This is a genomic window from Campylobacter concisus (assembly GCF_902460875.1).
Classification (GTDB): Bacteria; Campylobacterota; Campylobacteria; order Campylobacterales; family Campylobacteraceae; genus Campylobacter_A; species Campylobacter_A concisus_AA.
On sequence record NZ_CABPVR010000009.1, the window covers coordinates 51,460 to 71,222 of the forward strand.

The 19,763-nt window shown below is 36.5% G+C and carries 17 protein-coding genes and 6 tRNA genes; 1 reads left to right on the forward strand and 22 read right to left on the reverse strand.

The window, feature by feature from the left end; all coding sequences use genetic code 11:
- Nucleotides 1–11: 11 nt before the first annotated feature.
- From F3H01_RS06665 to F3H01_RS06765, 21 genes are all read right to left on the reverse strand, one after another.
- Nucleotides 12–389 (reverse strand): rhodanese-like domain-containing protein, encoded by a 378-nt coding sequence (locus tag F3H01_RS06665; RefSeq protein WP_021090898.1) that lies wholly within the window; start codon nucleotides 387–389, stop codon nucleotides 12–14.
- 404 nt (nucleotides 390–793) lie between these two features.
- Nucleotides 794–870 (reverse strand) — tRNA-Arg (locus tag F3H01_RS06670).
- Nucleotides 871–949: 79 nt separating this feature from the next.
- Entirely contained in the window at nucleotides 950–3,028 is a 2,079-nt protein-coding gene (gene fusA / locus F3H01_RS06675) for an elongation factor G (protein WP_087576841.1), read from the reverse strand.
- Between the two features lie 12 nt (nucleotides 3,029–3,040).
- Nucleotides 3,041–3,511, reverse strand: coding sequence for a 30S ribosomal protein S7 (gene rpsG / locus F3H01_RS06680; RefSeq protein WP_021090980.1), 471 nt, complete (start codon nucleotides 3,509–3,511; stop codon nucleotides 3,041–3,043).
- Between the two features lie 78 nt (nucleotides 3,512–3,589).
- Entirely contained in the window at nucleotides 3,590–3,988 is a 399-nt protein-coding gene (rpsL, locus tag F3H01_RS06685; RefSeq protein ID WP_021090705.1) for a 30S ribosomal protein S12, read from the reverse strand.
- 131 nt (nucleotides 3,989–4,119) lie between these two features.
- Complete coding sequence (locus F3H01_RS06690; RefSeq protein WP_087585693.1) at nucleotides 4,120–4,509, reverse strand: DoxX family protein; 390 nt, start codon at nucleotides 4,507–4,509, stop codon at nucleotides 4,120–4,122.
- Nucleotides 4,510–4,630: 121 nt separating this feature from the next.
- Nucleotides 4,631–9,145, reverse strand: coding sequence for a DNA-directed RNA polymerase subunit beta' (gene rpoC, locus F3H01_RS06695; protein WP_021091033.1), 4,515 nt, complete (start codon nucleotides 9,143–9,145; stop codon nucleotides 4,631–4,633).
- Nucleotides 9,132–13,277 (reverse strand): DNA-directed RNA polymerase subunit beta, encoded by a 4,146-nt coding sequence (rpoB, locus tag F3H01_RS06700; protein WP_149725254.1) that lies wholly within the window; start codon nucleotides 13,275–13,277, stop codon nucleotides 9,132–9,134. The genes rpoC and rpoB overlap by 14 nt, the downstream gene beginning before the upstream one ends.
- A 118-nt stretch (nucleotides 13,278–13,395) precedes the next feature.
- Nucleotides 13,396–13,776 carry a 50S ribosomal protein L7/L12 gene (rplL, locus tag F3H01_RS06705; protein ID WP_021090592.1) on the reverse strand — a complete coding sequence of 127 codons (381 nt, stop codon included), beginning with the start codon at nucleotides 13,774–13,776 and terminating at the stop codon, nucleotides 13,396–13,398.
- 29 nt (nucleotides 13,777–13,805) lie between these two features.
- Nucleotides 13,806–14,291: a 50S ribosomal protein L10 gene (gene rplJ, locus F3H01_RS06710; protein ID WP_021090459.1), complete on the reverse strand. Its 486-nt coding sequence runs from the start codon at nucleotides 14,289–14,291 to the stop codon at nucleotides 13,806–13,808.
- Nucleotides 14,292–14,396: 105 nt separating this feature from the next.
- Entirely contained in the window at nucleotides 14,397–15,098 is a 702-nt protein-coding gene (gene rplA / locus F3H01_RS06715; RefSeq protein ID WP_084108356.1) for a 50S ribosomal protein L1, read from the reverse strand.
- A gap of 59 nt (nucleotides 15,099–15,157) precedes the next feature.
- Entirely contained in the window at nucleotides 15,158–15,583 is a 426-nt protein-coding gene (gene rplK / locus F3H01_RS06720) for a 50S ribosomal protein L11 (protein WP_084040690.1), read from the reverse strand.
- A gap of 10 nt (nucleotides 15,584–15,593) precedes the next feature.
- Complete coding sequence (gene nusG / locus F3H01_RS06725; protein WP_107698472.1) at nucleotides 15,594–16,124, reverse strand: transcription termination/antitermination protein NusG; 531 nt, start codon at nucleotides 16,122–16,124, stop codon at nucleotides 15,594–15,596.
- Between the two features lie 16 nt (nucleotides 16,125–16,140).
- Nucleotides 16,141–16,320: a preprotein translocase subunit SecE gene (secE, locus tag F3H01_RS06730; protein WP_035167317.1), complete on the reverse strand. Its 180-nt coding sequence runs from the start codon at nucleotides 16,318–16,320 to the stop codon at nucleotides 16,141–16,143.
- A 17-nt stretch (nucleotides 16,321–16,337) separates the two neighbouring features.
- A tRNA-Trp gene (locus tag F3H01_RS06735) sits at nucleotides 16,338–16,413 on the reverse strand.
- A 13-nt stretch (nucleotides 16,414–16,426) separates the two neighbouring features.
- Nucleotides 16,427–16,585, reverse strand: coding sequence for a 50S ribosomal protein L33 (gene rpmG, locus F3H01_RS06740; protein WP_035167196.1), 159 nt, complete (start codon nucleotides 16,583–16,585; stop codon nucleotides 16,427–16,429).
- A 56-nt stretch (nucleotides 16,586–16,641) separates the two neighbouring features.
- Nucleotides 16,642–17,841, reverse strand: a complete 1,200-nt coding sequence (gene tuf, locus F3H01_RS06745; RefSeq protein ID WP_021090663.1) for an elongation factor Tu — start codon at nucleotides 17,839–17,841, stop codon at nucleotides 16,642–16,644.
- A 74-nt stretch (nucleotides 17,842–17,915) separates the two neighbouring features.
- A tRNA-Thr gene (locus F3H01_RS06750) sits at nucleotides 17,916–17,990 on the reverse strand.
- 126 nt (nucleotides 17,991–18,116) lie between these two features.
- Nucleotides 18,117–18,193, reverse strand: a tRNA-Gly gene (locus tag F3H01_RS06755).
- A 7-nt stretch (nucleotides 18,194–18,200) separates the two neighbouring features.
- A tRNA-Tyr gene (locus tag F3H01_RS06760) sits at nucleotides 18,201–18,285 on the reverse strand.
- Nucleotides 18,286–18,339: 54 nt separating this feature from the next.
- Nucleotides 18,340–18,415: transfer RNA gene (locus tag F3H01_RS06765), tRNA-Thr, on the reverse strand.
- A gap of 236 nt (nucleotides 18,416–18,651) precedes the next feature.
- On the opposite strand from F3H01_RS06765, the gene F3H01_RS06770 reads away from it, so the two are divergent.
- Nucleotides 18,652–18,900, forward strand: a complete 249-nt coding sequence (locus F3H01_RS06770) for a hypothetical protein (protein WP_021090800.1) — start codon at nucleotides 18,652–18,654, stop codon at nucleotides 18,898–18,900.
- A gap of 209 nt (nucleotides 18,901–19,109) precedes the next feature.
- On the opposite strand, the gene F3H01_RS06775 is transcribed toward F3H01_RS06770, so the two are convergent.
- Nucleotides 19,110–19,748 carry a response regulator transcription factor gene (locus tag F3H01_RS06775; protein WP_107698471.1) on the reverse strand — a complete coding sequence of 213 codons (639 nt, stop codon included), beginning with the start codon at nucleotides 19,746–19,748 and terminating at the stop codon, nucleotides 19,110–19,112.
- Between the last annotated feature and the right edge of the window lie 15 nt (nucleotides 19,749–19,763).

The window sequence follows — 19,763 nt, forward strand, 5'->3', positions numbered from 1 at the left end:
ACAAAATTTGTTTATTTTTTATAAGGCGTAGTTTTATAGCCTTGCTCGATCAAGCTACTCATACCTCCATCTAAATTTATTATCTTAAGATCTGAGCTATCTATCGCTGCGGCTGCTGCCGTACTTCTTCTGCCGCTTCTGCAAACAAGAGCAATAGGTTTTTTGATATCAACTGCCTTTGAAAGCTCCTCCAAAAATGCACTCTTATCGTTTGGATTAAAAGTTATAGTCTTTGCACCTGCGATAACGCCAGTCTCTTGCCACTCAGATGGAGTTCTTATATCGATAATCTGATCATATTTTTTGATCTCATCTGGGCTTATGTTAACGGTTTTAACATCAGCTGACAACATGCAACAAACGGCTCCTAAAAGTAAAATTTTTTTCATCTATTCTCCTTAAATAAATTTTTGAAATGTTAGCACGGATTATTAAATATATAAAAATTTTTGTTGATAAAATTTATTAGTTTAGATAAAAATTAATAATATAACGTATTGATAAAAAAGCTAAACCCACTACGAATGCATATATAGATAAACCGACTAGATTGATGGAAATATAGTCATTTACCATTATGTTTTTATAAAATTTCTCTTTGATATTAGTGATCTTATTTGCATATCACTTGTAATCTTTTTTATAAAGTCCATTCTTTACATTTTTTCTTTTACTATATTATACTGATCAGCATAAGAGCATTTTTATAAATTGCTATATCTTATTATACGTTTTAGTATATTTAAAAAACACTTGTTTGAGCACTTTGTATTTTACAAAGGCGATTGTATGATGGTGTCCCCAACAGGGTTCGAACCTGTGACCTTAGAATTAGGAATTCTACGCTCTATCCAGCTGAGCTATGAGGACAATTCACATATTTTGTAGATAGATTTTATCAGAATAATTAATTTTTGAAGGACAGATTACTCTGCCCTTCCTTGGTTAATTAGCCATTTCTTTTTTTAATGATCTCATCACTTACGTTTTTAGGAACTTCTTCGTAGTGATCGAATTCCATTGAATAAGTTGCACGGCCTTGAGTCATTGAGCGAAGATCTGTTGAATATCCAAACATTTGAGCTAATGGACAATAAGCTGCAATGATCTTCACACCATTTCTATCATCCATTGAATTTACTTGGCCACGGCGTTTGTTAAGGTCGCCTATAACATCACCCATATACTCTTCTGGAGTTTCAACTTCAACCTTCATCATAGGCTCAAGAATAACAGCACCTGCCTTTCTAGCACCTTCCTTGAATCCCATTGAAGCAGCAAGTTTAAATGCCATTTCAGATGAGTCAACTTCATGGTAGCTACCATCAAAAAGGGTAACTTTAACATCTTCGACTGGGTAACCAGCAAGAACACCACTTTGAAGTGCCTCTTTGCAACCTTTTTCAACAGCTGGAATATATTCTTTTGGAACAACACCACCTTTGATATCATTAACAAATTCAAATCCACTAGCAGCTGGAAGCGGCTCAATACGTAAAAATACGTGACCATATTGACCACGACCGCCTGATTGTTTAGCATACTTATACTCTTGTTCAACTGTCTTACGAATAGTTTCACGATAAGCAACTTGTGGTTGACCAACTTCAGCATCAACTTTAAATTCACGAAGCATACGATCAACAATGATCTCAAGGTGAAGCTCACCCATACCACTAATAATAGTTTGACCACTCTCTTCGTCTGTACTAACTCTAAAACTTGGATCTTCTTGAGCTAGTTTTTGAAGTGCTATTGCCATTTTTTCCTGGTCAGCTTTTGTTTTTGGCTCGACTGCAACACTAATAACTGGCTCAGGGAAGTCCATTCTCTCAAGGATAACTTTATCTTTTTCACTAGCTAGAGTATCACCTGTTAGAGTATTTTTTAGACCAACAACAGCGCCGATCTCACCAGCAAAAAGCTCGGTAATCTCTTCACGTTTATTTGAGTGCATTTTTAGCAAGCGACCGATTCTCTCTTTGCAGTCTTGAACTGTGTTGTAAGCATAGCTACCACTTTCAAGGCTTCCTCTATAAACACGGATAAATGTTAGCTGTCCAACAAATGGGTCAGTCATAATCTTAAACGCAAGAGCGGCAAATTCGCCATCATCTGTACTTTCAACAGTTACTTCAGCGCCATCTTCATAAACACCATTTATTGCTGCGATCTCATCTGGAGCTGGTAAATAATCAACAACAGCATCAAGTAGAGGTTGAATTCCTTTGTTTTTAAACGCAGTTCCGCAAAGCATAGGCGTGATAGTCATTCTCAAGCAGCCTGCTTTTATGCCTTTTTTGATCTCTTCTTCACTTAGCTCTTCACCAGCAAAAAATTTCTCCATCAAGCTATCATCTGTCTCTGAAACTGCTTCGATTAGTTTTGCACGGTATTCCTCTGCTTTTTCTTTAACTTCAGCTGGAATTTCTTCTTCAACATAGTCAGTTGGTTTTTTCTCATCATTCCAAACATAAGCTTTCATTCTTACAAGGTCAACCACACCTCTAAAGTTATCCTCGGCACCTATAGGAATTTGAATAGGAATTGGGTTTGCTTTTAGTCTTTCCCTGATCTGCTCTTCAACTCTAAAGAAATTTGCACCAATTCTGTCCATTTTATTAACAAAAACAATTCTTGGTACGTGATATTTATTTGCTTGTCTCCAAACAGTTTCTGATTGTGGTTGAACACCACCAACAGAACAAAATACTGAAACAGCACCGTCAAGAACACGCATAGAACGCTCAACTTCGATAGTAAAGTCAACGTGTCCCGGAGTGTCAATTAGGTTTATTTGATAACCCTTCCAAAATGCCGTAGTTGCAGCTGAAGTAATAGTAATACCACGCTCTTTTTCTTGTTCCATCCAGTCCATGGTAGCAGCACCATCATGAACCTCACCTATTTTATGGCTCATACCAGTAAAGAATAAAATTCTCTCACTAGTAGTTGTCTTTCCAGCATCAATGTGAGCCGCAATACCGATATTTCTTACCTTATGTAAAGGCGTTTTTCTCTCTGCCATACTAATTCTTTCTTACCAGCGGTAGTGAGCAAATGCTTTATTAGCCTCTGCCATCTTGTAAGTATCTTCCTTCTTCTTGAAAGATGCACCTTTTGAGTTTGCCGCATCTAAGAGCTCATTCGCTAGTTTATCTATCATAGTTCTTTCGCTTCTTTTTCTAGCGTAAGTTATAAGCCAGCGGATAGCAAGAGCTTGTTGGCGAGCTGGGCGAACCTCAACTGGTACTTGATAAGTAGCACCACCAACACGGCGTGATTTAACTTCTAGAATAGGTTTTACATTTTCGATAGCATCATTAAAAACATCGATGCCTTTAACCTCAGCATTTTTCTTTTCTATGGCTTTAATAGCACCATACATTATCTCAGTAGCGACGCTTTTTTTGCCATCATACATAAGAGAATTAATAAATTTAGTGATTATTTTATTTCCGTAAATCGGATCAGGTAAGACTTCCCTTACAGGGGCTTTTCTTCTTCTCATTTTGATCTTTCCTTCAAATTTTTATAAAATTTTACTCAAACGTTTGCAAATTTTAGCAACGTCTGCGAACCTAAATTTTTACTTTTTTGTTGCAGCTGCAGCGCCAGCTTTAGGGCGTTTAGCACCATATTTAGAACGAGAAACTGTTCTTTTTGCAACACCAGCAGTATCAAGTGCACCACGAACGATGTGATATTTAACACCTGGTAAGTCTTTAACCCTACCGCCGCGAACTAAAACGATACTGTGTTCTTGTAGGTTATGACCTTCGCCGCCGATATAGCTGATGACTTCAAAACCACTTGTTAGCCTAACTTTGGCAACTTTCCTCAAAGCTGAGTTTGGTTTTTTAGGAGTTGTAGTATAAACCCTAGTGCAAACTCCTCTTCTTTGAGGGCACTCTTTTAACGCTGGAGATTTTGACTTAACAGTCACTTTCTTGCGTTCTTTTCTGACCAATTGATTTATGGTTGGCACAATAATTCCTTTCAACTAAATTTATTAAAAAGACCTAATTTTATTTAAAATAAACTTAAATAACGGTTAATAAGTTAGACTTACTCATCTAATTCTTGATTTTATAAAAACTCTGCTGTCTTTATTTTGTATTAGTCTTGCTTGACAGCATATTTACCGCTACCTATCAAAAGAATACAAAGTGAAATAGCAATATAAAGGTAAATAAGCTCTGATTTAAAGCCATTAACCTCGTTTAATGCAAATAAATTTGCAAATCCATAGTACGAGTATAAAATAGTAATACTAGTACCTAAAACTAGGATAGCGCCTACCCTTGAATAAAAACCAATAATTAACATAATTGGCGCTAAGACCTCTCCAAGGTAAGAAAAATATGCCAAAAATCCAGGTAAACCAGCATTTACTAATATACCTTTTACTCCACTAAGTCCATGTAAAATTTTACCAAAACCATGCATAAAAAGGCAGATACCAAGTCCTAAACGTATAAATAAAAGTCCTAGATCAACGTTTTTCATGAATTCTCCATGATGTGATTTAAAGATAAGGATTTTATTAGGTGATAGTTAATAGCTTGTAAATTTTTAATTGATTTAATTTTATAAAGTGGTTAAGCCCCAAAAATAGGGGCTTGAAGTATTAGTTTTCTTTGATTTTTACTTTTTTATCCTTATAAAAACCAGTTCCAACTGGGATCATACGTCCGAGAATAACGTTCTCTTTTAGATCTTCAAGATAGTCAAATTTAGCAGCAATCGATGCTTCTGTTAAGACCTTAGTTGTCTCTTGGAACGATGCAGCAGAGATCACACTATCACTTCCGATAGCTGCTCTTGTAACGCCTAACAATATCGGCTCAGCAATAGCTGGCTCACCGCCCATGTTCATAATGCGCTCATTTTCTTCTTTAAATTTATTTCTTGAAACCATATCGCCAACTATGAAATTTGTATTTCCACTATCAACGATTTTAACTTGGCGAAGCATTTGAGAGACGATGATCTCGATATGTTTATCTGCGATCGCAACACCTTGGCGGCGATAAACTTGTTGAATCTCGCTAATCAAATAATAATGAAGCGCTTTTTCGCCAAGAATTCTTAAAATATCGTGGCTTGAAATTAGCCCATCAGTTAGTTTCTCGCCAGCATGGACAAATTCCCCGTCTCTTACTTGGATCTGACGACTTTTCTCGATCAGATACTCAGCAGTTGTGCCATCTTCAGCTTGGATGATTATGCGCTCTTTTGAGCGAAGTGGCTTGTCAAATCTAACCACACCATCAATCTCTGCAACGATAGCTGTATTTTTAGGGCGTCTTGCTTCAAATAGCTCACTAACTCTTGGAAGACCACCAGTGATATCTTTTGACTTAGCGACAGCTTTTGGGGTCTTGGCCAAAATATCAGCCTGAGCTACTTCATCACCACTTGAGACAAAGATCGCAGTTTTTGGATCAAGCGGATACTTGATTAAATTTCCTTTTTTAGTAGCGATAATAATCGCAGGTTTTACACCGCTTGGTAAGTATTCATTGATAACAAGACGTCTTTGTCCAGTCGCTTCATCAGCTTGCTCAGTCGCACTATATCCTGGCTCGATATCTTCAAAGCTAACCACGCCAGCTTCTTCAGCAATAGTTGGAGTTGAGTATGGGTCCCACTCAGCAATAATCAACTTATCATCTTTTTCAGGTAACGAAACCACTGTCGCTCTCTCAACTGCATCATTATCAGAAACTTGAATGATAGAATTCCTTGGAATATAATGGCGAACCGCCTCACGTCCATCTTTATCAGAAACAACCACAAAGAAACCTTTTTCAGTTACTTTGTGACCTTTTTTGATATCTTTAACCCTATCAAGATAATCACCTTTTAATATGAAAAATTTAACCACACCATTTGCGTCAGCTAAAATTTTACGAGTTACCGGATCTCCGTCTGAAATTTTAAGTTCACTAGCGTATGGGATACGATTTGGGATATTCCAACCCTCTTTTATGATCTCAACGATACTTTCATTCTCTTTTACTTTATCACCACTTACATAAGGTATATACATCTTTCCTTCGATCTTTCCGCTAACACCAGCTAATTCATTTGGTTTAGCAAGATCATTTCTTCTAATTGTATATTTAACCTCTTCTTTTTTACCTTTTATCACGATATTTACATCTTCGTGGGCATATTCGATCTCTATTTTGCCGTCAATCGTTGATTTAATCTTTGGCTCAACAAGTAGTACAGCCGCGCTTCTTCTATTTGCAACGATCTTCTTATCGCCGTTATCATAAGTATTAAGGTTGTAATATCTGATAAAACCTTCTTTTTGGGCGATTACTTGACGATCTTGTTGCTCAGTAGAAGCCGTACCACCGATGTGGAATGTTCTTAGCGTTAGCTGTGTACCTGGCTCACCGATAGATTGGGCTGAAATGATACCAACTGCTTCACCTGGTTTTACAAGTTTACCTTCACCCAAATTTAAGCCGTAGCATTTTGCACAAACGCCTTTTGGTGCTTTGCACGTGATAGGTGTTCTAATGCTTACTGATTTTATACCAGCCTCAGTTATAGCTCTAGCTTTTTCTTCATCAAGTAGCGTGCCTTCGCTAAATAAAATTTCATTTGTTATAGGATCGATCACATCATCTGCTAAAACACGGCCTAATACTCTTTCTTCAAGGCTTTCTATTAGCTCGCCACTCTCTGTAATATCTGTAATTTCAACACCCTCGTGCGTACCGCAGTCATGCATTGTGACTTTAACATTTTGAGCAACGTCGATTAGCTTTCTTGTTAAGTAACCAGCGTTTGCTGTTTTTAGCGCGGTATCCGCAAGACCTTTTCTAGCTCCGTGGGTAGAGTTAAAGTACTCCATTATGTTTAGACCTTCACGGAAGTTTGAAATGATCGGTGTTTCAATGATCGAACCATCAGGTTTTGCCATAAGACCACGCATACCAGCTAGCTGGCGAATTTGTGCTGCACTACCTCTCGCACCTGAGTCTGCCATCATATAAATTGAGTTAAATCCACCTTTATCGTTTTGGATAAGTTTCATCATCTCGCTTGCAACGCTGTTGTTTGTATCTGTCCAGATATCAATGATCTTATTGTATCTCTCACTATCTGTTAAAAGACCAGCGCCGTATTGTTTTTGAATTTCTCGAACTTTTTTCTTAGCTTCGTCAATATATTTTTGCTTGCTATCAGGCACGATGATGTCTGCGATAGAGATAGAAATTCCCGCTTTTGTCGCATATCTAAAGCCTAAATTTTTAAGCTTATCAAGGAAGTCAGCCGTTACTTCAAGACCACCATTTCTATAAACATAATCAACCAAATTTGCAATATCTTTTTTCTTCATGATCTTATTCCACATATTTTCAGGAACAAAATCAGGAAGTATGGCTCTTAAAATCAAGCGACCAGCCGTCGTAAAGATGATCTTATTATCAACCATAGTCTTGATTTTAGCGTGAAGACCAAGAGTATTAGCCTCTTCAGCGATCATTACTTCATCAACGCTTGAGAAAATTTTATTTGCGCCTTTTTCGTCATTTCTCTCTAGGCTTAAATAGTAAATTCCTAAAACCATATCTTGTGAAGGAACTGTGATAGCCTTACCGCTTGCGGGAAGCAAGATGTTCATTGAGCTAAGCATTAAAATTTTGCACTCAGCGATAGCCTCTTGTGATAGTGGCACATGAACAGCCATTTGGTCACCGTCAAAGTCTGCGTTGAATGCAGCACAAACTAATGGATGAAGTTGGATCGCCTTGCCTTCAACAAGCACTGGGTGAAACGCCTGGATAGAAAGTTTGTGAAGTGTTGGAGCACGGTTTAGCATAACCGGATAGTCTTTAACGACCTCTTCTAGGCACTCCCAAACCTCATTTGTCTTATCTTCTATCATTTTTTTAGCTTGCTTAACAGTTGTCGCATAGCCTTTTTCTTCAAGGCGAGCAAGCAAATGTGGCTTAAATAGCTCTAAAGCCATCTTCTTTGGAAGACCGCACTGATCCATTTTTAGCTTTGGACCAACGACGATAACAGAACGTCCAGAGAAGTCAACGCGCTTACCTAGCAAATTCTGACGGAAGCGACCTTGCTTACCTTTAATGATCTCGCTTAGTGATTTTAGTGGGCGCTTATTTGCACCTTTTACTGCATTTGCTCTGCGACCATTGTCAAATAGCGCATCAACAGCTTCTTGAAGCATTCTCTTTTCATTTCTTATAATGATCTCAGGTGCGTCAAGCTCAAGTAGACGTTTTAGACGGCTATTTCTATTTATTACGCGGCGATATAGGTCGTTTACGTCTGAAACAGCAAATTTACCACCATCAAGGCTGACTAGCGGTCTAAGATCAGGTGGAAGAACTGGTAAATTTGTTATCATCATCCACTCTGGGCGGTTGCCTGAATTTAAAAAGCTCTCGATAACTTTTAGGCGTTTTACGATAGTCTTTTTCTTAGCCTCAGAATTTGTAGACTCCATCTCTTCTTTTAGTTGATTTAAAATTTCCATCAAATCAAGCTCAGCTAGCATATCATAGATGACCTCGCCACCCATTCTAGCTGTAAAACCAGTCTCTTCGTATCTTGAAGCTAGGCTTTGATATTGCTCTTCGTTTAAAACGTCGTATTTCTCAACTTTCTTAGAATTTTCATTGTCGTAATAAGCCTCACCAGCATTATCAACAATGTATGCCTCATAGTAAAGTACACGCTCAAGGTCTTTCATCTTAATGCCAAGAAGTGCACCAATACGGCTTGGTAAGAAATTTACATACCAGATGTGAGCCACTGGAGTTACAAGCTCGATATGACCCATGCGAGAGCGGCGAACTTTAGATGTTGTTACTTCAACACCACACTTTTCGCACTTGATGCCTTTATAACGCATCTTTTTATATTTGCCACAAAGGCACTCGTAATCACGGATCGGTCCAAAAATTTTCGCACAAAACAAGCCGTCACGCTCAGGTTTTAGTGTGCGGTAGTTGATAGTTTCTGGTTTTTTAACTTCGCCATAACTCCAAGATTTTATCTTCTCAGGACTTGCTAAACGAAGTTGAAAAGCTTCAAAATCACGAGGTCTATGCTCTTCTTTTATCTCAACTGGTTTTAAATTAGTTAGTTTCATTTGTCTCATCCTCATCATATACTTCTACATCAAGAGCTAGTGATTTTAGCTCGTTTGTTAGAACAAAGAACGTCTCAGGGATACCAGTCTCAGGAACGTTTTCGCCTCTTGTTAAAGCTTTATAAGCAGATAGTCTTCCCTCAACATCGTCTGATTTTACAGTTAACATCTCTCTTAGTGTATGGGCGGCACCGTAAGCCTCAAGTGCCCAAACCTCCATCTCACCAAACCTTTGACCGCCAAATAGCGCCTTACCACCGACTGGTTGTTGTGTAACGAGGCTGTATGGTCCAGTGCTTCTTGCGTGAACTTTTTCATCAACCAAGTGGTGAAGTTTTAGCATATACATACAACCAACATTAACGCGTTCTCTTATCTTTGAGCCTGTGCGTCCGTCATATAGCTCGGTTTTGCCGTCGCTATCTATCTTTGCCATCTCAAATAATTTTGCAAATTCGTCAGCTTTAACGCCTTCAAAAATCGGAGTTGCAAATCTTACGCCATTACTCCAATCTTTTGCGTATTCAAGAAGCTTCTCATCGCTCATCTTACCAAGAGCTTTTTTAGCATCCATTAGCTTAGCAACACCTGCTATCTCTATCATCTTAGCTCTTAGCTCTTTTATCCACTCGCCTTTTTTGGTTTCAAAAATTTCATTGATCTGCTCACCTAAGCGATAGCCAACAAGACCAAGGTGGCTCTCTAAAATTTGACCGATGTTCATACGGCTTGGAACGCCAAGTGGGTTTAGCACGATATCAACGATCTGACCGCTTGGAAGATACGGCATATCTACTTCTCTAACTATATTTGAAACGATACCTTTATTACCGTGACGTCCAGCCATCTTATCGCCGACTTTTAGTTTGCGTTTTGTAGCTATGTAAACTTTTACAAGTTTTACAACACCGCTTGGTAAAATATCGTCTTTTTCTAAAATTTCTATCTTAGCGTCGTGCTCTTCTTTAAGCTTTTTCTTCTCATTTTGGAAGTAATTTTTTAGCTCATCGTATTTCTTTTGAATATCTTTTGAAAAGCTTTTAACGATAGCATTTAGAGTAAACCTATTTATATTTTCAAGATCAGCCTTATTGATCTTTGAGCCTTTTTTATACTCTTTTTTATTTACCTCTTGATCGCTTGCTAGTGGATTTTTAGAAAGAAGTGCTGTAACTTTTAGCATCTCTTCGCGATCCAACATAAGTAGTCTATCGTGATGTTCTTTTTCTAAAAGAGTCTTCTCTTCTTCGTAAGCTTTATTTGTTCTGCTATCTTTTTCATAACCTTTTTTGGTGAAAATTTTAACATCAACAACCACGCCTTCCATCGAAGCTGAAGCGTAAAGCGATTTATTTACCACGTGGCCAGCCTTTTCACCAAAGATCGCACGTAATAGTCTCTCTTCTGGAGTTGGCTTAACCTCGCCTTTTGGAGATACTTTACCAACAAGGATCATACCAGGCTTGATCTCTGTACCAATTTTGACAATACCACTCTCATCAAGGTGCATAAGCTCCTCTTCTTTGACGTTTGGTATATCTTTTGTTATCTCCTCAACTCCGTCTTTTAACTCACGAGCCTCGATCTCTTTTTCATAGATATGGACACTTGTAAAAGCATCTTCACGTATCATTTTTTCACTAATGACGATCGCGTCTTCGTAGTTGTAGCCATTCCAAGGCATAAATGCAATTAGTGCGTTTTTACCAATGGCTAGCTCGCCTTTTTCCATACTTGGACCGTCAGCAATTATTTGACCAGCAACGATCTCATCACCTTTTTTAACTATCGGATGTTGAGAAAAAGTCGTATTTTGGTTTGTTCTTAAATTTTTCTCCAAAGAGTAATGATCGATATATGGACCAGCTTCGTCTTCGCCTAAAATGAATATATTTTTATTATCAACCTTTTCAACCACTCCACTACGTTTTGCTTTTACGCTTTCCCATGCATCTCTTGCAATAACGCTTTCCATACCTGTTCCAACAATAGGAGCAGTTGAGCGAAGTAGTGGCACTGCCTGACGTTGCATGTTTGAACCCATGAGAGCACGGTTAGCATCATCATGCTCTAGGAATGGAATAAGTGAAGCCGCAACACCAGCTATCATACCAGAACAAAGGTCGATCAAAGTAACATCTTCTCTACGGGCAAGCATCATCTCGCCATCTTTTCTAACCTCAATCAAGTCCTCAACAATGTGTCCATTTTCATCAAGTTTAGTTGATGCTGGAGCTATAACATTGCCCTCCTCTTGAGTTGCGGTTAAATAAACTATCTCATCAGTCACTTTGCCATCTATAACTTTTTTGTAAGGTGCTTCAACAAAGCCAAGATCATTTACTTTTGCATAGGTTGAAAGCGTATTGATAAGACCAATATTTTGACCTTCTGGAGTCTCAACCGGACAAATTCTGCCGTAATGAGTTGGGTGAACGTCACGCACCTCAAATCCAGCACGTTCTTTTACTAGGCCGCCCTCGCCAAGTGCAGATAGACGGCGCTTGTGAGTAACTTCACTAAGTGGGTTTGTCTGATCCATAAACTGGCTTAGCTGACCACCTGTAAAAAATTCCATAATTGTAGCTGTGATCATTTTTGGGTTAATAAGGTCGTATGGCATAATCTCTTCAGTATTATTGCTTAAGCTTGTAAATTTGTCGCGGATTGCCTTTTGCATCTTTACAAAACCAAGGTGAAGTTCGCTAGCGAGTAGCTCACCGATTGACCTTATACGGCGGTTGCCAAGGTGATCTCGGTCATCAATGTGACCTTGTCCGTTTTTAACCTTTATAAGATATTTTGCAGTTTTTATGATATCTTCGCTTGTTAGTAAGGTAACGTATTCTGGTACATCAAGTGAGAGCTTATGATTCATCTTCATACGACCAACTTTTGTTAAATCATATCTCTCAGGGTTAAATAGCATATCATTTACAAAACTCTTTGCAGCCTCTTTGACAACTGGCTCTCCTGGTCTCATAACCTTATAAATTCTAATAGCTGCAAGATCGTTTTCATCATCCACGCCCTCAGTTTGTTTTAAAACCTTAAGCATATCGTTGTCAGCTATGAAAGAATTTATAATTGCATCATCAACACCAGCAGCAGAGTTATTTATAATCTCAATACTTTCATGCTCAGCTAAAATTTTTGCAAGTTTATTCTCGTCAAGAGCAGATAGTGTATCATATAAAATTTCTCCACTCTCTGTATTTATTACAGGGTTTGCCAAATATCTACCAATAAGTGCTTCAACTGGGTATTCAACGAATTTTACGCCATCTTCAATCAACTTATCAGCTTTTTTCTTGGTTAGACGCTTGCCTGCTTGGTGAATAATTTCTCCATCTTCGTTTTTTATATCATATTCAACTCTTCCCAAATAATCTTCAGGATTAAAAAGAGTTAAGAATTTGTTATTTTTAATAATTAAATTTTGTATTGAATAAAACAACTTAATAATGTCTTGTTTTTTATATCCAAGCGCCCTAAATAATATAGTTACTGGTACTTTTCTACGTTTATTTATCCTAACATATAAAATATCTTTTGTATCATATTCAAAGTGTAGCCAAGAGCCACGATCAGGTATTATTTGAGCTGTATAAATTAATTTATTTGCAACAGTCGCGCTCTCTTCTTGTTTAAAAATAACACCTGGGCTTCTATGGAGTTGATTTACAACAACACGCTCAACACCATTTATAATAAATGAAATTCTATCAGTCATTAGTGGAATTTCGCGTATAAAAATTTCTTGTTCTTTTATATCTTTAACACCGACTTTATCACCTGTCTTATCATCTTTCTCATGAACGATAAGACGTATTTTCATCTTTAAATTTACAGAGTATGTAAGACCTCTTTCTATACACTCTCTGATTGTATATTTTGGTTTTCCAATTTCTGAGCCAACATATTCTAAAGTCAAACGATTTTGTGGATCATGTATTGGAAAGATTGATTTAAAAACTTTTTCTATACCGCTTTCTGCTTGATTGTTATTTAGATTTAAAAAATTATCAAAGCTCTTTTTTTGTAGTTGTAGTAGGTTCGGAACGTCTATCTCCTTAACGACATTAGAGAAGTCAACCCTAAGACGATTTCCTGAGTATAAGCTATTTAACATTGCATCTACCTCGTGGTGATTTTGAAAGAAAAGTATAGCCTTTTAACAAGGCATCTAAAATTTAAAAAAGAGAGAGCCTGTGCCCTCTCTTGAAATATTAAGCTCAAATAATAAAAAATTATTTAAGTTCAACCTTAGCACCAGCTTCTTCAAGCTCTTTTTTAGCTGCCTCAGCCTCATCTTTGCTAACACCTTCTTTAAGAACAGATGGTGTTCCCTCAACTGCGTCTTTAGCTTCTTTAAGACCAAGACCAGTAAGCGCTCTAACAACTTTAATAACGTTGATTTTCTTATCACCAGAATCAACCAAGACAATGTTAAATTCTGTTTTTTCCTCTGCTGCAGCTGCTGCACCGCCTGCTGCAACAGCACCACCAGCTACCATTACAGGAGCTGCGCTAACACCAAATTTCTCTTCGAACTCTTTTACAAGTTCACTAAGCTCAAGTACAGAAAGATTAGATATAAACTCTAATACATCTTCTTTAGTAATTGCCATTTTTAATCCTTATTATTTTTTAATTTAAATTAAGCTGATTGTTCTTTTTTCTCTTTAAGCGCATTCAAACCAATTGTGAAATTTTGAATTGGCGCATTCCAAACTTGTAAAAGCATCGCAATAAGCTCATCACGGCTAGGCATTTTAGATAGAGCTTTAACTTTATCAACGCTAGCAACTTCGCCATCAATATAAGCTGTTTTTATTTTGAAAAGATCAGCATTAGACTCTTCAAATTTTGCAGCTACTTTAGTTACTGCTAATTGATCTTCGCTCCAAAGATAGATATTTGTATCTTTGAGTTCCATTCCGACTTTATCAGAATTTTTAAGAGCAATATTTGCAAGAGTATTTTTAATAACTTGAACTTTTACATTTTGTTCTTTAGCAGAATTTCTTAAAACTTCAAGCTTCTTGACCGAAAGACCACGATAGTCACAAACCACGATAGCTTCAGCAGTTTTAAATTCACTCTCTAATTTTGCAACAACTTCAGTTTTTTCGTTACGTGTCACTTTTTCTCCTTTCCGACCGGTAATTTCAAGCAGAGCGGGTCGAATCAATTAAGCCCAATGGCCTCGGCTATCTCCAATCTAAGATATAAATTTTAATTTTTAGTTTTATTTTAAGTCCATAACTTCTTGAGTATCAAGAGCTATAGATGGGCTCATTGTCAAAGACAACGAAGCATTTTTAACATATCTGCCCTTTGCGGTTGCAGGCTTATGTTTATTGATCGCTTTAATAAATGTTGAAATATTTTCATTTAATTGTTCTTTAGTAAAATTAACTTTACCAAGACCTGCATGTATATTTCCTTGCTTATCAACACGGAAATTTACTTGACCGCTTTTTGCATTGTTAACAGCTTGTGCAACATCCATTGTAACTGTGCCAGTTTTTGGGTTTGGCATTAATCCTTTTGGTCCTAAAATTCTACCGACCTTACCTACAAGACCCATTAAATTTGGAGTAGCTATAAGAACATCAAAATTCATTATGCCTTTTTGAATATCTTCGACTAAATCATCTGCACCAATAATATCAGCACCAGCTGCTTTTGCCTCATCAGCTTTAGCATCTTTAGCAATAACAGCAACTCTTACAGTTTTACCTGTACCAGCTGGTAAAACTACTGAACCACGAACCATTTGATCAGCATGTCTTGGATCAACATTTAATTTTAATGCAATCTCAACTGTTTCATTAAATTTAGCAGAAGCTAGAGTTTTGACTGTATCAATAGCCTCACTAAGGTTATAAATTTTATCTTGCTCTACTTTTTTGAGCAATTCTTGAAATCTCTTACTAGTTTTTCCCATAAATTTCTCCGCATACATATTGCTTCCGTCTTTTGCTAATCAACCTGACGGTAAAGGTTTTAGTCTATTACTTCGACACCCATTGATCGAGCTGAACCAGCAATAATTTTAGCTGCTTGCTCTTTATCATTTGTATTTAAATCAACAAGTTTTTTCTCAACTATTTCTAAAACTTGAGCTTTTGTTAGTTTGCCTACTTTATTTTTTAAAGGATTATCAGTTCCTTTTGTTATACCTGCAGCCTTTTTAATAAGATCTGTAGCAGGAGGCTGTTTTGTAATAAATGTAAAACTTTTATCAGCATAAACAGTTATAACAACTGGAATATTAAATCCAACCATGTCTTTTGTTCTTTCATTAAAGGCTTTACAAAATTCCATAATATTAACACCTTTTTGTCCAAGAGCTGGACCAACTGGTGGACTAGGATTTGCTTTTGTTGCAGCAATTTGTAATTTTATTTCACCTATAACTTTTTTAGCCATTTCTTGCTCCTTAAATTATCTTCTCAACTTGTGAATACAAAATATCAACAGGGGTACTTCTACCAAAAATAGAAACATTAAGTCTAAGTTTACCATGTATCATGTCATATTCTTCCACAATACCTGTAAAGTTAGCAAAAGGACCTTCTGTTATACGAACACTCTCACCTTCCTCAAAAAATATCTTAGGTTTTGGTGCAGCCCTTTTTTGAACTTTTTCCAAAATAGTATTTATATCTTTTTCAGATAATGGCGTAGGTTTTTTGGCCTCACCAATAAAACGTCCAACTTTTGGTAAAGACTGAATCCTGTGCCAAAGAGCCGTATCAAGATCTAAGCATGCAAAAGCATAACCTGGATAAAGAGTTCTTTCGTTGATTTTTTGCTTACCATTTTTTATTTCTATTACGTCTTCTGTAGGAACTATAATTTCTTTTAGTTGATCTTCTATTCCATGATCTTTTACTAAATTTTCAATTCCTCTTTTTACTGCCATTTCGCTTCCAGCGTAAGTCTGTATAGCATACCATTTATGTGACATTACTTCTTTCCTTATATCATATAACTTTAGATAAAACAAAGGACATAATAACATCAACAAGAGCTAAAAAAAGTGATACAACAGCAACTACGATAAAAACTGCAAAAAAAGCATTTCTAATTTGTTCTTTTGTAGGATAGATAACCTTCATTATTTCCAATTTAGAAAGCCTAATATAATTTATAATTTTTTCCATAATCTCAACCTTAGTCGTGGCAGGGCAAGAGGGATTCGAACCCCCAACCATTGGATTTGGAATCCAGCGCTCTACCGTTGGAGCTATTGCCCTAATAGCTTCTTAATTAACTTTTTAATTTAACTTCTTTATGAATAGTATGTTTTTTTAATCTTGGGCAATACTTTTTAAGTTCAACTTTATCTGTAGTAGTTTTACTATTTTTAGTTGTTGTATAATTTATATCACCACTTTCGGAGCATTTTAAACCAATTTTAATTCTCATATAAGTCCTTATTAAGATATCAAAGGGATATCCTCCCTTTGACAAATTTTTATAAATTAACCAAGTATTTTTGAAACAACACCTGAACCAACAGTCCTACCACCTTCACGGATAGCGAAACGAGTGCCTTCCTCAAGTGCTACTGGAGCAATCAATTCAACAGAAATTCTTACATTATCACCTGGCATAACCATCTCTGTTCCTTCTGGAAGCGTAATTGAACCAGTAACATCAGTTGTTCTTACGTAGAATTGTGGTCTATAGTTATTAAAGAAAGGAGTATGGCGACCACCTTCTTCTTTTGTCAAGATATAGACTTCGCCTTCAAATTTTGTATGAGGGGTAATTGATTTAGGTTTGCAAAGAACCATACCACGCTCGACATCCTCTTTCTTGGTACCACGGAGAAGAACGCCGACATTGTCACCAGCTTCGCCTTGATCCATCTCTTTTCTAAACATTTCAACACCAGTAACTGTTGTTGTTTGAGTTGGCTTAATACCAACAATTTCAATTGTATCGCCAACTTTTATAACACCTTTTTCAATTCTACCAGTTACAACTGTGCCACGACCTGAAATCGAAAAAACATCTTCGATTGGCATAAGAAGGTCTTTATCTGTTGCACGAACTGGAGTCGGAATATAGCTATCAACTGCATCCATTAATTCCATAATTTTTGCCGACCATTCGCCATCTTGACCAGCTTTTGCTTCTTCAAGAGCTTTAAGCGCCGAACCAGAAACAATAGGTGTATCATCACCTGGGAAATTATACTCATTAAGCAATTCGCGGATTTCCATTTCAACCAATTCAAGTAGTTCAGCATCATCAACCATATCAGCTTTATTCATAAAAACAACAATGTATGGAACACCAACTTGGCGTGATAACAAAATATGCTCTCTAGTTTGTGGCATTGGGCCATCAGCTGCAGAAACAACCAAAATAGCTCCATCCATTTGCGCAGCACCTGTAATCATATTTTTTACATAGTCGGCGTGACCAGGGCAGTCAACGTGGGCATAGTGGCGTTTCTCTGTCTCATACTCAATATGTGAAGTAGCAATTGTAATACCACGCTCTTTTTCTTCTGGAGCATTATCAATATTATCATAATCTTTTAGCTCAGCAAGTCCTTTGCGTGAAAGAACAGCAGATATTGCAGCTGTTAATGTAGTTTTACCATGATCTACGTGACCAATAGTGCCTATGTTTACGTGTGGCTTGTTACGTGAAAATTTTTCTTTAGCCATCTTTTCCTCCGTATTGTGATATATGTCTTTTTCTTACCAAATTTGTATAATCATAATAAAATCATATTAACCAGTGGAGCTCATAGCGGGACTTGAACCCGCGACCTCTTCCTTACCAAGGAAGTGCTCTACCTCTGAGCCATATGAGCGAAAAACGCTTGGCAGAGATGATTCCAATTAAATAATACAAACAACTAAAAATTTTGAAAATAAAGTAAGGAATAACTGTGTTTAGTAAAATCTAGATACAGCTCCCAGTTTATTTTCCCAAATTTTGGAGCGGGAAACGGGGCTCGAACCCGCGACCCTCAGCTTGGAAGGCTGATGCTCTAGCCAACTGAGCTACTCCCGCATAACAATGGTGGTGAGACGTGGATTCGAACCACGGAAGACATAGTCAGCAGATTTACAGTCTGCCCTCGTTGGCCGCTTGAGTATCTCACCCTAAACATTAATAAACTATTTTGGTATTTTCTGGTCAAACACTGTTACAAAAAATGGAGCTGGTGAACGGACTTGAACCGCCGACCCACTGCTTACAAGGCAGTAGCTCTACCAACTGAGCTACACCAGCACCTGTTTTGTGAAGTGGCAATTATATATCAAAACAAGGTAAAAGTCAAGGGAAATTTAAAAAATTTTCATAAAAATTAAAATCATAAAATATAGCCATTTAAGAATACAAATTTTTATTACATTTAAATCCGTAATGCATCATTAAGTATTTATGAAATATGTATAATTTTTATGGTTTTATTTTTTTTAAAAGCTAAAATTTCTATAATTACAAAAAATATATAAGGACTTAATATGCAATTTTTACCTTGGGCGATAATTTTATTACTAATTTACGTAATTTATTTTCTAATGATACGTTATGAGAAAAGAATATCGACTCTTAGCAAATTAATTGAACAAAATAGTGATGGCATTAAAGAAAATAGGGATTTGATTGGACAAAATAGATCACTTATTGAAAAAAACAAACACGATATCGAAAAAAATACAAAAGACATCATAACAAATGTTGAAAAAGTAGATATCGATTTGGAAGACTAAAGTTTCTGATTTCTTATCTCGGCTATTAATAAATTTGCTAGAATTTTTTATTTAAGATTTTAGCAAATCATTTTTTATTTGAAAATTTTATATTTATTGTATTCTTCAGCTAGTAAAAGTTATGTATATATTTCTTATGGGTGCATGTATAAAAAATTTATAGTTTTTGGAGAAGGATCTTAAATTTCTCACAAAAATAAATCAAGATTTTATGCGTCAAGCTGCTTCATTAAAAGCACAAGCCCTATTCTATCTTTTACATTTAGTTTACTATAAATCGAGCTTGTATGCGCTTTGACCGTCCTTAGTGTAATACCTGTTTTTTCTGAAATTTCATTATTTGTTAGACCATGATAGATTAAATCTGCAATTTCTCTTTCCCTTGAACTAAGTTCAGAGAGGTCGGTCTTTTTGTCTACCTTTTCACTTTCACTATTAATATATGAGCCGGTTAGCTCACTAATCATTGCCTGAACAAATTCTTGGTAAAGCCATATATTTCCATTAAAAATAGCTTCAAAAGCATCTTCAAAGTGAGTCTTTCTCATGTGGGAATTTGCATAGCCTTTGATTCCAAGTGTAAGCAGATGCTTGCCTTCGTTTATCGTTGGTCTATTTGAGAGTATGAGTATTTTTATATTTGGGGAATTTCCAATTATATTTTTTATAACATCATCAATATTATCTTTAAAAACATCAATATCAATGCCTATAATATCAACATCATCATTTATATGAGAAAAAAACTCTTTTCTATTATGTATAAATTTCACATCGCTATTGCCAGTAAAATAGCTTCTCCAAATATTGTTTAATGCACTATTTTGTGTAAATAAAATAACTTGCATTACCTTTCCTTGGAT

Bases quoted from the DNA above. Each gene is read 5' to 3' on its own strand.
- secE (WP_035167317.1), bottom strand. From the start codon at position 16,320: ATGGAAAAAATTATAAATTATATTAGGCTTTCTAAATTGGAAATAATG.
- rplL (WP_021090592.1), bottom strand. From the start codon at position 13,776: ATGGCAATTACTAAAGAAGATGTATTAGAGTTTATATCTAATCTTTCT.
- fusA (WP_087576841.1), bottom strand. From the start codon at position 3,028: ATGGCAGAGAGAAAAACGCCTTTACATAAGGTAAGAAATATCGGTATT.
- rpoC (WP_021091033.1), bottom strand. From the start codon at position 9,145: ATGAAACTAACTAATTTAAAACCAGTTGAGATAAAAGAAGAGCATAGA.
- F3H01_RS06770 (WP_021090800.1), top strand. From the start codon at position 18,652: ATGCAATTTTTACCTTGGGCGATAATTTTATTACTAATTTACGTAATT.
- rplK (WP_084040690.1), bottom strand. From the start codon at position 15,583: ATGGCTAAAAAAGTTATAGGTGAAATAAAATTACAAATTGCTGCAACA.
- rpoB (WP_149725254.1), bottom strand. From the start codon at position 13,277: ATGTTAAATAGCTTATACTCAGGAAATCGTCTTAGGGTTGACTTCTCT.
- F3H01_RS06690 (WP_087585693.1), bottom strand. From the start codon at position 4,509: ATGAAAAACGTTGATCTAGGACTTTTATTTATACGTTTAGGACTTGGT.
- F3H01_RS06775 (WP_107698471.1), bottom strand. From the start codon at position 19,748: ATGCAAGTTATTTTATTTACACAAAATAGTGCATTAAACAATATTTGG.
- F3H01_RS06665 (WP_021090898.1), bottom strand. From the start codon at position 389: ATGAAAAAAATTTTACTTTTAGGAGCCGTTTGTTGCATGTTGTCAGCT.
- rpmG (WP_035167196.1), bottom strand. From the start codon at position 16,585: ATGAGAATTAAAATTGGTTTAAAATGCTCCGAAAGTGGTGATATAAAT.
- rpsG (WP_021090980.1), bottom strand. From the start codon at position 3,511: ATGAGAAGAAGAAAAGCCCCTGTAAGGGAAGTCTTACCTGATCCGATT.
- nusG (WP_107698472.1), bottom strand. From the start codon at position 16,124: ATGTCACATAAATGGTATGCTATACAGACTTACGCTGGAAGCGAAATG.
- rplA (WP_084108356.1), bottom strand. From the start codon at position 15,098: ATGGGAAAAACTAGTAAGAGATTTCAAGAATTGCTCAAAAAAGTAGAG.
- tuf (WP_021090663.1), bottom strand. From the start codon at position 17,841: ATGGCTAAAGAAAAATTTTCACGTAACAAGCCACACGTAAACATAGGC.